The sequence below is a fragment of the Saccharibacillus sp. JS10 genome (assembly GCF_024436065.1).
GTDB lineage: Bacteria > Bacillota > Bacilli > Paenibacillales > Paenibacillaceae > Saccharibacillus.
Window position 1 is genome coordinate 735,470 of record NZ_JANFNS010000001.1, and the last position, 12,386, is coordinate 747,855.

The window sequence follows — 12,386 nt, forward strand, 5'->3', positions numbered from 1 at the left end:
TTATCACACCTGCGTCTATGGGAAAGAAAAAGCGACGTCATCTACTAAAGTAGATACGCCGCTTCTTTTTGTTATTCGAATCGACCGTAAAACGCATCCCGGTACACTTCGGCAAGCTCGGTCACTAAAGGCAACTTTGGATTTGCTGTGGTGCATTGGTCTTCAAACGCACGGTCTGCCAAGTAATCGACGCGAGATTCGAACTGTTTGGAATCAAAGCCTAGTTCTTGGAACGTCGCAGGAATCCCCAACTTTTCATTCAATTCACGAATCGCTTGAATCAGACTGTTCACGCCTTCTTCTGTCGTTTTCGCAGGCAGCCCCAAGATACGCGCAATCTCTGCATAGCGTTCATCCGCAACAAAGTGCGAATATTTCGGGAACGAAGCGAATTTGGTCGGTTTTTTCGCGTTGTAGCGAATCACGTGCGGCATCAAGATCGCATTGGTGCGACCGTGAGCCGTATGATATTCGCCGCCCCATTTGTGCGCCAGACTGTGATTGATCCCAAGGAACGCGTTGGCAAATGCCATACCGGCTAACGTCGAAGCATTGTGCATTTTTTCGCGCGCTAGCGGATCTGCGGTTGATGCCGATTTTTCCAAGTTCGCAAACACGAGTTGAATCGCTTTGATCGCCAGCCCGTCGCTAAAATCACTTGCCATAACGGAGACATAAGCTTCAATCGCGTGAGTCAGTACATCCATACCGGTATCTGCTACCGCAACTTTAGGCAACGTGTATACAAAGACCGGATCGATAATCGCTACGTCAGGAGTCAGTTCGTAATCCGCTAAAGGATATTTAGTGTTGCCTTTTTCTTTATCTGTAATAACTGCAAAAGATGTGACTTCCGAACCTGTGCCCGACGTTGTTGGAATCGCGACGAATTTCGCTTTTCGACCCAGGCGCGGGTATTTGTAGATCCGTTTGCGAATATCCATAAACTTTTGCTTCAAATCGTCGAACTGCGTATCCGGGTATTCGTAAAATAGCCACATTCCTTTTGCCGCATCCATGGGTGAGCCGCCGCCAAGCGCAATAATGCAGTCCGGTTGGAAACGTTCCATCATCGCGCGCCCACGTTCGACCGTTGCTGTAGATGGATCTGGCTCGACTTCGGAGAACACTTCGATCGCAACCGGCATTTGGCGTTGGCGCAGATAATGTTCAACACGTTCTACATAACCGAGTTGTACCATCATCGGATCGGTCACGATAGCGACGCGTGTAATATCCGGCATTTTGCTCAAGTATTGCGTCGAATTTTTTTCAAAATAGATTTTGTCCGGAATTTTGAACCACTGCATATTCACCGTACGCCGCGCCACCCTTTTCACATTGATTAAGTTGACTGCCGATACATTCGAAGACGTAGAATTTCGTCCGTAAGAGCCGCAACCGAGTGTCAGCGAAGGCAAGTTGGTATTGTAAATATCACCGATTGCACCATGCGTCGAAGGCGAGTTTACGATAATGCGTCCGGTTTGCAGACGATCTGCGAAGCGCTGAATAACAGCATCGTCATTGGAATGAATCGCGGACGAGTGTCCCATCCCGCCAAATTCGACGATCTCTGCGGCGCGAGCGATACCTTCGTCTGCTGTTTTCACTTTGTAACAAGCAAGGATCGGGCTTAACTTTTCTGCCGATAATGGATATTTGGTTCCGACGCCTTCAATCTCAGCAACTAAAATTTGCGTATTTGCCGGAACTTTGATGCCTGCCATCTCTGCGATCTTTACTGCCGATTGACCGACAATCGCTGGATTGACCGCACATTTTTCGATATTCATAACGCTTGGAGTAAGTTTGGCGATTTCGTCTTTGCTTAAAAAGTAGCAGTTACTTGCGATCATTTTCTTTTTGACCTTTTCGAAAATCGGTTCTTCGATAATGACCGCTTGCTCAGATGCGCAGATCATGCCGTTATCAAAAGATTTAGACAAGACTAAATCCGTAACCGCTTGATCGATATCGGCTGTTTTTTCAATAAAAGCAGGAACGTTGCCGGGACCTACGCCAAGCGCCGGTTTGCCGCAGCTGTATGCCGCACGAACCATCGCACCGCCTCCTGTCGCCAAAATCAGTGCGACATCCCGGTGATTCATCAGCAGATTCGTTTTGTCCATCGACGGATTTTCAATCCATTGGATACACCCTTCCGGCGCTCCAGCCGCTACCGCAGCATCATGCAAAATACGTGCCGCTTCTGAGCTGCACAATTGAGCCGACGGATGAAATCCGAAAATGATCGGGTTCCGCGTTTTGATGGCAATCAAAGCTTTGAACATGGTCGTTGACGTCGGGTTCGTAACCGGAGTGATCCCCATAATGATGCCGACAGGCTCGGCAATTTTCTGGAACTGATCGTATTCGTTGTCTTCAATGACGCCGACGGTTTTATCGTTTTTGATATTATGATAAATACTTTCGGTCGCGAATAAATTTTTGGTGATTTTATCTTCATATACACCGCGTTTTGTTTCTTCGATTGCCATCTTGGCAAGTCTCATATGTTGATCCAGACCCGCCAAAGCCATTGCTTGTACGACGGTATCGATTTGCTGCTGATCCATCTGCATAAAAGAGTGCTGCGCTGCATTTGCGGTATTAATTAATTGTTGAATTTCTTGTTCAGCGGTCGGTGTCACAGTACGGGCGGCTTCGTTTTTCACTGCCATGTCCCTCATCCTCCTCAAGATGCGTAAGTGGTTGTCTCTACACCACGAATCGTATCACAAGGCTTTTGAGTATAATGTGAAAAAAATCACATATAAATCTTTTTAAATAATTATTTTTGAAAGTCCCAAATTTTTTACAAAAATCATGCTTTGATCAATTGACAAAATGCGTATTTTGCGTCATGATACAACTATAAAGTGAAAAAAGTCACAATGTTGACGGATGTTTAACCAATTTGCGTTTACGCCAAGGAGATGTAGATCATGGGCTTATACCACCAGGCTACCGACTACCGAGGAAACACCGGAAGTTTTTCTGAGACCAATATGAAGCATTTAAAAGATATCATGAAAGATCGGATGTTTGAGGAAGGTTCGCATTTGTTTTGGGAAAGCGATGTTGCCGACAAGCTTTTTTATATCAAAAAAGGCAGAGTCAAATTAACCAAATCGACTGACGAAGGCAAAGAAATGATTCTGTATATGTATCAGACCGATGATATGCTGGGACAAGCCGATCTTTTTTCTAGCGCTCAACATAGCTTCACTGCCGAAGTGATCGAAGATACCGAAGTTGGCGTTATCGAACATAAAGACTTGGAGATGCTGATCTGTCAGCATGGTGATTTTGCGATCGATTTTATGAAATGGATGGGTATTCATCACCGATTAACGCAAACGAAATTTCGTGATCTTATGATGTACGGCAAACCGGGTGCGCTCTGCTCGACGCTGATTCGATTGGGCAATACATATGGCGAGCCACATGCTCAAGGCACACTGATTCAAAAAAAGATCACGCATACCGACCTATCGAACATGATTGGAGCGACGCGTGAAAGTGTAAACCGGATGTTAAGCGATCTTCGTAAAAAAGGCGCGGTCGATTACGAAAACGGTTTGATTATTATTACGAACCTTACGATCCTGCAAGAAATTTGCCACTGCGAGCATTGCCCTAATGAAATATGCCGGATCTAAACGGTCCGGCAGTGTCACTTTATTCATCTACGTTCCAATGTCAGCTCTACATAATCCCCCGGCTGCAAAGGCATATCCAATCCTCGACTCCGATTTAATTCTTTTCCGTTCACTTTGAGTACCCAAATTTCTCGCGGTTTCGCCATATACCCTTCTTCGGTATCGGGATTGGCTTTCACTAATCGAATCGCGCGATCATTATCGGACATCGTGACCAGACCGCTTGCTTTGAGCACATCGCGTACCATCGTTCCTTCTTTGTAAGGATGGGCATAAGAACCATTTAGCGAAGCGTTAAGCTCTCCCCCACTGATCAACAAGGTGTTAACGGGCTCTCCGTCTTCCCCTGGTGCTTCGACGTACAATAAAATCTCGTCTCCGGCAGCAACCCGCGTACTGAATTGATCTCTCGGAATTTCTTTGCCATTTTGCTTCACAGCCCAGAATAGCTCAGAATGCAGCTCCGTGTCGTCAACCGACGTAATTTGTCCTTCATTATCAAATTGAACAATCCCGCTTCGCTCTAGCGCATCACGGATTGTATCTTCTGTTCGGTACGAACTCACTAGCGATCGGTTCTCATTTGGCATATAAATGCCTCCATCGACCACCAATCTAAAATTTTCGCCGCTGCTAACTTCGGCTTCCGCTTTTTTTCCCGCTGAAGGTTGACGAAGAAATACGGCTGTTACGGCTACTGCAATAATAAGTAACACGGCAAGCACAAACAGCAAAATTCGCTGATCGGGCAGCTTGATTTTTGTCCGCATAGGCTCCCGTTCCTTTCTGTAAAACATCGACTGGGTTAAATCCACCCATTTATTTTATTGTAACAAAACCGCGACTGTTTTCTCAAACGATTGAGATGAAAATCTTTTATTCCATAAAAAAAGAACCTCTTCGTTTCCAAAGAAGTTCTTGCAATGATTCTTTATTCAACCCACGATTCCGCCCATGATTGAATTTGCTGCATGACCGGTTGTAAAGCGCGACCTTTTTCGGTCAGTTCGTATTCGATGCGTACCGGAGTTTCCGGATACACGTGGCGCACCAAAATTCCTTCGAGTTCCAAATCTTTCATCCGCTCTGACAACATTTTGTCGCTCATCATCGGAATTTGATTGGAAATATCTTTGAAGCGTTTTGGACCACTCATCAACGTTTGAATAATTAGACCGTTCCAACGTTTGCCTAGAAACGAAAATGCAGTCTCGAATCTTGGACACATCGGCGGTATCGAAACTTGATTTTTTTGTTCGATCATAGATGTTCACCTCTTAGAAGATTCCCTCTGAAGAGAAGCTTACGATTTGTTAGTTTATTTCATAATAACACATTTCCAAGAAAAAGAAAATGCTTTTAGCTATTATTTTTTGCCTGTAATACATCTTTTAACGCTTTCAAGTCCTGTTCAATCACGGATTCCAGCGAACGTTTGTAGATAATCGCTGCCGGATGATAAAGCGGAAAAATCCGATAATCCTTTTTGCTAAATTGGTATGGAGAGTCTGGATCTTGCCAATCTTCCACGTGTTGAATCGGGCTTTGAATCTCTTTTCCATGTACGTTCGAGATTGTACTTTGATTTCCGATCAATCGTTGCAGACCGATATTCCCCATCGGAACGATGACTTGAGGTTGCACATATTGAATTTCAAAATCCAGAATCGGTGCATGTGCCCGGATTTCTTTTTTGGTCGGTGTACGATTAGAACGACTCATGCGCGGAGCACTGTCGGTAGATTTTGTTTGGATAATCTTGTCTTTGAATGGGCGACTGCGTACTGCACTTGAAATATAAATATCTTGACGGGTTAAGCCGAGCTGCTCCAAATAATGTTCCAACACTTTGCCGGCTTGCCCGGTAAACGGACGACCTTCTACGATCTCTGTCGCACCTGGCGCTTCTCCAACAAACATAATTTGAGCAGGCATCGCCCCTTGACCGAGTAAAAAGCCTTCTAAATCATAATTCTCCGATCGACGCAGACATGCTTCAATAATAGCCTCACTTACAGGCGCACTTCCGAATTGTTTCGACATCATGGTTCTCCTTACTGATCAATAAAAAAGAACAGCCGCTTTCTCTGCATCCAGAGAAAACGGCTTGTTTCTATTGAGTGATGATTTACCTTCGAATCTGATTAGCTTATACCTTCGTTTCCCGAATTCATTTCGATCCGCAGAGATCAATTAAACGAGTTCAGGAGCATTCAATGGACGAACCGGTTGTGCATTTCCATAGACAGGCTTCGCTGCTGTGGTCGGATACGCCCAACGTACGGAATTCGAAATGACGCGGATGATATCCGGGTTGTAATACGTCGGATACGTCTCATGACCCGGACGGAAGTAGAAGATTTTGCCGGAACCGCGGCGGAACGTGCATCCGCTGCGGAATACTTCGCCACCGGAGAAATTGCTGATAAATACAATTTCATCGGGAGTCGGAATATCGAAAAATTCACCGTACATTTCTTCGTGTTCCAAAATGATGTTTTCGCCAATGCCTTCGGCAATCGGGTGAGACGGATTAACCACCCACAAAATTTCTTGTTCACCCGCTTCACGCCATTTCAAGTCACATCCCGTGCCCATGAGCTTTTTGAAAGGTTTGGAAAAGTGACCGGAATGCAAGACGATCAGACCCATACCTTCGCGCACGCGCTGCGCCACAGCTTCGGCAATCGAATCGTCGACCAGATCGTGAGCCATATGGCCCCACCAGATCATGACATCGGTAGAGTCCAGCACTTCACGAGTCAGACCGTGATCGTCTTCTTCAAGCGTGCAAGTCCGAACCGCAAATCCTTCCGGAGTCAAAGCGCGTTCCAATTGTTTGTGGATGCCGTCTGGATATACAGCTTTTACATCTTCATCTCTGCGTTCGTGTACGAATTCGTTCCAGATGGTTACATTAATCATCGTAGGTATCCCCTTAGTTGTTCCTATAGTTTAAAAGACCGGTAAGCTTAAACCCACCACATCTCTCCTGCAGGTTCTTCGATCAAAATTTGTTGAAGATTTCGGACAGCTTTGCCGAAGCCTTCGTCAACGGACATCAATCCATCTTCGTGTTCAATGCTCACGACATAGTCATAATTTTGCAAACGCAGTTCGCTCATCATGTCTGACCAGACTTTAAGGTCGTGACCGTAACCGACGCTGCGGAAATTCCAAGCTCGTTCTTGCATCAACGTGTACGATTGCATATCGGTCAGACCGTGCATATTCACGTTGTTTTGATCGATCGTAATGTCTTTGGCGTGGAAGTGGTGAATCGCTCCGGCGCGTCCGAGAATTCGAATCGCTTGGACCGGATCAATGCCTTGCCACCACATATGACTTGGATCGAGATTGGCGCCGATTGCTTCGCATGTCGCTTCTCTTAAGCGAAGCATCGTAGCTGGCGAATGTACCGAGAAACCGCCATGCAGTTCAAGACCGACTTTAACGCCGTGGTCTTGCGCAAACTTTCCGGCTTCTTTCCAATACGGGATGACTTTTTCTTCCCATTGCCATTTCAAAATTTCTTGGTAATCGTTAGGCCACGGTGCTACCGGCCAGTTCGGATATTTGGCTTCTTCATGATCTCCAGGGCATCCAGAGAACGTATTTACGACTTCTACACCCAGACGCTGCGCCAATTCGATACTTTTGTAAAAAGAGTCGTGATCAGCTTGGGCAAGCGCTTTTTGCGGATGTAGCGGATTGCCGTGGCAACTGAGCGCACTGATCGTTAACCCGCGAGCGTCTACTGCTTTTTTGAACGCGTCTAATTTCGATTTGTCGGCGAGCAGTTCTTCCGGGTTACAGTGAACGTTACCAGGGTGTCCTCCGGTCGCAATCTCTACCGCTTTGAGCCCTTTTTCAGCAATATAATCGAGAGATTCTTCAAATCCTCGTTCGTTGAACAGTACCATGAATACTCCAAGTTTCACGTTCCGAACCTCCTTGATGTATTATATCCGTTTTTAAAAATGATTCTAAATAGGAAAGAGGTGCGAAAAAGCCCTTTTTTCCGACAAAATGATGAACTAGATAAAGGTACCAGTTGGGTGCGCGAGAAGGCTGCGGGAGAAGTTCGTTTCGGTCGCGTGTTGAACGCTACGCTCCTGCACGGACCTCTCCTTTCGCCGCGTGACTGCGTAGCGGGTACCGCTTAAGGATGGAACATGAGACTTTTTATAAAAAGCCCTTACACTTATAGAACGTAAAAACCTTTAAGAAGGATTACTTTTTGGTAGATTTTTTCCTTTTTCGTCCGAAAAAATCTATGAAAAATCTTCTTGAAGACTACTTCGTTCGAATTCAATAAAAATTAATCGAAATAAACGGCTTTGCCGGTTTTAGCGGATTCGTAAAGAGCTTCAAGAATTTGCGTCACAACCAGAGCTTGTTCCGGCTTAACGACAGGCTCTTTATCTTCAAGGATCGCTTCGAGCCATTGACGCGCTTCACGGTCTTCGGCATTTTCGGAACCGCCGTCATAGAACGCTACGCCGCCGGAACCGAAGTCAACTTTGGTTTCGACCAAGCGGCTGCGGTTTTCGCCGTTGATATGCAGGCCGTCGGACATATCGGCTCCGCCTTCGGTACCGCAGAGCAACGTTTGGGCTTCGCCGAATTTACGGACGTTGAGTGCCCAGCTTGATTCGAGCATGATCGTTGCGCCGTTTTGCATTTTGATGAATCCGAATGCGGAATCTTCGACTTTGAATTGTTCCGGGTCCCAAGGACCGAATGCGTTGGCTGCATTTTCGCGGCTGCCGAGTTTGTGGAAGGTCGACCCCATGACGCTTTGCGGCTTATAGTTGTCCATCAGCCAGAGAGTCAGGTCAAGCGCGTGAGTCCCGATGTCGATCAACGGGCCGCCGCCTTGTTTTTCTTCATCAAGGAATACGCCCCAAGTCGGAACGGCGCGGCGACGAAGCGCGATCGCTTTACCGAAGTAGATATCGCCCAGTTCGCCTTTTTCGCACATGTCTTTCAAGTGCAGGCTGTCGTCACGGAAACGGTTTTGGTACGCGATCGACAATTTTTTGCCGGTACGCTCTGCTGCTTCGATCATGCTGCGTGCTTCTTCGGTTGTTTTTGCCATCGGTTTTTCGCAAAGCACATGCTTGCCCGCTTCCAATGCGGCAATCGTGATCTCCGCATGCGAATCGTTTGGCGTGCAGACATGAACCACTTCGATGCTTGTATCTTTCAGAAGTTCCGTGTAATCGGTATACACTTTTGCGCCTTCGGCGCCGTATTGATCCGCTGCTTCTTGGGCACGCGATTCCACAAGATCGCAGAACGCGACAAGAACTGCTTTATTTTGACGGGACAAAGCTGGAAGGTGCTTGCCGCTGGCAATACCTCCGCATCCGATTACGGCTACATTTAACGTTTTAGACATTCAATTTGGCTCCTTCTGCTGCATATTTTTTGACCCATTCCATACTTGTTGCAATACTTTCGAGCGGCTTGCCGCCTGCGCAGTAATCTTGCTCGACGACGATCCATTCAACGCCCGCTTCAATCGCGGCATCGGCAATCGCAGTCAGATTCACTTCGCCTACGCCAAGCTCTGCGGTAATCGCTTTGCCGTCCGCATCGCGCGTCATATCTTTCAGGTGAATGATCGGCAGACGACCGGTGTAGCGCTGAATGTATTCGACCGGATCGTATCCGCCGTAATGCACCCAACACGTGTCCATTTCGACTTGCAGATCTTCAGCGGATACGGCTTCGTACATCGCGTCAAATACCGGCTTGCCGTCCACTTGTTCAGTCATTTCGAAATCATGGTTATGGTAAGCCAGCACAGCACCTTGCTGACGAGTACGCTCACCCAGGTCTTTCAAGTTTGCAAATACTTCATCCCATTTACGATCTTCTTCAAGCAAGTAAGGTACGATCAGAGTCGTGTTCCCGATTTGCTTATTGTAAGCAATCTCTGCATCCAGATGCTCAAGCAATTGCGTATATGCGGTATGTGTACCGAGCGCGGTCAGACCCAGTTCATCAAGGAGCGATTTCACTTCGTCTGCACTGCGACCGAAAAATGTATGGAATTCAACGCCTTTATATCCGAGAGATGCTACTTTTTCAAGCGTACCGCGAAAATCTTTTTCCATTTCTTCACGTACGGTATACAGTTGCAATCCGACTTGCGTCATTGTGTATTCCACCTTTTTTGAAATATTAGAGTTTAGAATGATCAGATCTTGCTTCTGGAACTTGGTAAGAACTTTCAAGCGTTACATGACGGCTTTCGGCAGAAGAGCGAATAAACGCGTGCATCGCTTCCAGTACATGGTAAGCCAGTTCTCCGCTTGCGCGGTGACGCCGGTTTTCGACGATACTTTTGACCATATCTTCGACACCGATCCCGCGTTCGTTATGCGAACTTTCGAAAACAGGTTCCACCGTTTCCCATTCTTCCGAACCTGCGCGGCGCAATCGAACGTCTCCGCCGAAAAAGTTCGGATCAGGCAACGATAAAGTTCCTTCCGTTCCGTGAATTTCGATGCGTGGCAACTCGGTACCGCCGCGAACATCGAAACTCATAATCATCGTGACGATCGGACCGCCAACGAAATCCAAAGTTCCCGCAAGATGCGTAGGCGTCTGAACCGAGATTGGAGTTCCAGCTTTCGGACCCGAACCGATCACGCGATCTTGAATTTGAATCCCTGTTGATGATGAAATCCGCTGGATCGGACCCAGCAAATGAACCAATGCCGACAAATAGTACGGACCCATATCGAACATTGGCCCGCCGCCATATTCATAGAAAAATTCAGGATCGACATGCCAGCTTTCAGGCCCGCCGCCCAGCATAAACGCGGTTCCCGCAACAGGTCGTCCGATTAATCCTTGTTCGATTGCATGTCTAGCCGTGCTCATTCCGCTACCCAAAAACGTATCGGGTGCGCAGCCTACCGTAAGATTGTGCTTTACGGCTTCGTCAAGGATCAACCTTGCATCTTCGAGCGATACCGCAAGCGGCTTCTCTCCGTATACATGCTTACCTGCTTCAAGTGCGGCAAGATGTACGGCTGCGTGACTAGCAGGAATCGTGAGGTTGATAATCAGCTCAATCGATTCGTCTTCCATCAACTCGTCTACCGTGCAAGCGTTTGCAATGCCGAACTCAGCGGCACGTTCTTGCGCCTTAGCGGGGAAACGGTCAGCGAGCGCCACCACTTCAATCCATTCGCTCGCGGCTAAATTTTGTAGGTATATTGCACTGATGTTGCCGCAACCCACGATTCCGGTCTTCATACGTGTCAAAAAGAACACCATCCCTTCATGTCAGACCTGCATAAGATGCAAATTCTGTACATGGTTGTTTTTGTGATTCGTGGTTGGTTCGCTTTCATGGTATTGTATATCGTTTTGTATTAAAATGAAGAATATAATCGAAACATGAACAATCTGGTCATTATTTTATTTTCTTTTGCAAGGAGCAGCCGATATGCAGACGACTCACCTTCCCTGTCAAATTTTCACCGCAGGATTTTCTTTTCATCGCACCCCTTTTCATGTTCACCGGACAGAAGGTTTAGGCAGTTATTTATTGCGCCTTCAAACGGATGGCACGTCAGAAGCACTGGTCGACGGCAAAATGCAACGGATTGAAGCAGGCGATCTACTTCTTTATGGTCCCAACGATACGTATGAACTGAAAATTTTCCCGCCTTCCCCTTCAGGTGATGAAGAACAATTGATGGAAAGCGGCGATTACCACATCTTTTTCGGCGGTGAATGGATCGATCGTTGGTGGAATGAACGCAAACGTCCGACCAAGATCAATATTCCGCTAAGTGAAGGATTATTAGGTCTTTTTCGTCAAATTGTGATTGAGCAGCGACGTATTTCGAATCCCGATCCGCGTATTTCGGATTATTATTTACGGATTTTGTGTCTGGAGACAGATCGTTTGCTAAATGAACAACCGATCTCGTCAGGCAAAACATTTTTGGCATACCGGATTAAGCAATATATCGAAGAAAACGCGTCTTCGTTGTTCAAGTTGGAAGATGTGTCGGCAGAAGTCGATACAAGCGTATCGCGCTGCGTGCATCTGTTCAAAGAAACGTTCGGCATCAGTATTATGCAATATGCGCTCGAAGTTCGGCTTGATATGGCAAAAGAACGAATCGTGTTTAGCCCAATGCCGCTTGAGCAAGTCGCGGAAACGTCAGGTTTTGCCAACTACACGTATTTCCACCGCGTATTTCGTAGCAAATTCGGCATGTCCCCCAAAGAATTCAGGCATACCCGGCAAGAAAAAATGTAGATACACCAAAAAACCGTCCAAGCGCTGTAGAGCGTCTAGACGGTTTTTTGATTAATAGGGATAGGGAATCGTTCAACCTTTTGCGTTGCGTTTTTCTTTGTTCATTCGTTCGATTTCTTCGCTGACAACCATCCCTAAATCTTCGTTGCCAAACATCGTCAATACGCCAAGCAGCGTCTCATTCGTAATATCGCCGGCTTCTTCTTTGGATACCGTCAACTCTAGCCCGCGGGCTAAGCGTTCATTGGCTTGTTGCTCTGGATAAGCTTTGGTGTAAAGCTCGGCAGGATCAAGATCGTTGTTAATACACCACTGCGCGTACACGAGAATCATCATATCTTCTTCTTGACGATACACTTCGACGATTTTTTCCTGGGTTTCTTTTTCTATCGACCGGCGTCCTTCGCTACTTTCGTAACGGTCGTAAT

Annotated in this window: 12 protein-coding genes; 2 read left to right on the plus strand and 10 right to left on the minus strand. The window is 46.7% G+C overall.

Annotated elements, in window-relative coordinates; translation table 11 throughout:
• Positions 1–71: 71 nt before the first annotated feature.
• The gene (adhE, locus tag NOM90_RS03435) at positions 72–2,684 is read right to left on the minus strand and encodes a bifunctional acetaldehyde-CoA/alcohol dehydrogenase (protein WP_255940004.1); all 2,613 of its coding nucleotides are present in this window, start codon (positions 2,682–2,684) and stop codon (positions 72–74) included.
• A 264-nt stretch (positions 2,685–2,948) separates the two neighbouring features.
• Between adhE and NOM90_RS03440 the strand changes: the two genes are divergently transcribed.
• Entirely contained in the window at positions 2,949–3,665 is a 717-nt protein-coding gene (locus tag NOM90_RS03440; protein ID WP_255940006.1) for a Crp/Fnr family transcriptional regulator, read from the plus strand.
• A 23-nt stretch (positions 3,666–3,688) separates the two neighbouring features.
• Here NOM90_RS03440 and NOM90_RS03445 read toward each other — a convergent pair whose 3' ends face one another.
• From NOM90_RS03445 to NOM90_RS03480, 8 genes are all read right to left on the minus strand, one after another.
• Positions 3,689–4,435, minus strand: coding sequence for a hypothetical protein (locus tag NOM90_RS03445; protein WP_255940008.1), 747 nt, complete (start codon positions 4,433–4,435; stop codon positions 3,689–3,691).
• 161 nt (positions 4,436–4,596) lie between these two features.
• The gene (locus tag NOM90_RS03450; protein WP_255940010.1) at positions 4,597–4,929 is read right to left on the minus strand and encodes a winged helix-turn-helix transcriptional regulator; all 333 of its coding nucleotides are present in this window, start codon (positions 4,927–4,929) and stop codon (positions 4,597–4,599) included.
• A 95-nt stretch (positions 4,930–5,024) separates the two neighbouring features.
• Positions 5,025–5,708, minus strand: coding sequence for a uracil-DNA glycosylase (locus NOM90_RS03455; RefSeq protein WP_255940012.1), 684 nt, complete (start codon positions 5,706–5,708; stop codon positions 5,025–5,027).
• Positions 5,709–5,858: 150 nt separating this feature from the next.
• Positions 5,859–6,590 carry a ThuA domain-containing protein gene (locus NOM90_RS03460; RefSeq protein ID WP_255940014.1) on the minus strand — a complete coding sequence of 244 codons (732 nt, stop codon included), beginning with the start codon at positions 6,588–6,590 and terminating at the stop codon, positions 5,859–5,861.
• A 47-nt stretch (positions 6,591–6,637) separates the two neighbouring features.
• On the minus strand, positions 6,638–7,606 hold the full coding sequence (locus NOM90_RS03465) for a sugar phosphate isomerase/epimerase family protein (RefSeq protein WP_255940016.1): 969 nt from the start codon (positions 7,604–7,606) through the stop codon (positions 6,638–6,640).
• A gap of 380 nt (positions 7,607–7,986) precedes the next feature.
• Positions 7,987–9,069, minus strand: coding sequence for a Gfo/Idh/MocA family protein (locus NOM90_RS03470; RefSeq protein ID WP_255940018.1), 1,083 nt, complete (start codon positions 9,067–9,069; stop codon positions 7,987–7,989).
• Positions 9,062–9,832 carry a sugar phosphate isomerase/epimerase family protein gene (locus tag NOM90_RS03475; protein WP_255940020.1) on the minus strand — a complete coding sequence of 257 codons (771 nt, stop codon included), beginning with the start codon at positions 9,830–9,832 and terminating at the stop codon, positions 9,062–9,064. Before NOM90_RS03475 ends, NOM90_RS03470 begins: the two co-directional genes overlap by 8 nt.
• A 25-nt stretch (positions 9,833–9,857) precedes the next feature.
• The gene (locus NOM90_RS03480) at positions 9,858–10,949 is read right to left on the minus strand and encodes a Gfo/Idh/MocA family protein (RefSeq protein WP_255940021.1); all 1,092 of its coding nucleotides are present in this window, start codon (positions 10,947–10,949) and stop codon (positions 9,858–9,860) included.
• A gap of 184 nt (positions 10,950–11,133) precedes the next feature.
• Between NOM90_RS03480 and NOM90_RS03485 the strand changes: the two genes are divergently transcribed.
• On the plus strand, positions 11,134–11,958 hold the full coding sequence (locus NOM90_RS03485; RefSeq protein ID WP_255940022.1) for an AraC family transcriptional regulator: 825 nt from the start codon (positions 11,134–11,136) through the stop codon (positions 11,956–11,958).
• Between the two features lie 72 nt (positions 11,959–12,030).
• On the opposite strand, the gene NOM90_RS03490 is transcribed toward NOM90_RS03485, so the two are convergent.
• Positions 12,031–12,294, minus strand: a complete 264-nt coding sequence (locus NOM90_RS03490; RefSeq protein ID WP_255940542.1) for a hypothetical protein — start codon at positions 12,292–12,294, stop codon at positions 12,031–12,033.
• Positions 12,295–12,386 lie beyond the last annotated feature (92 nt).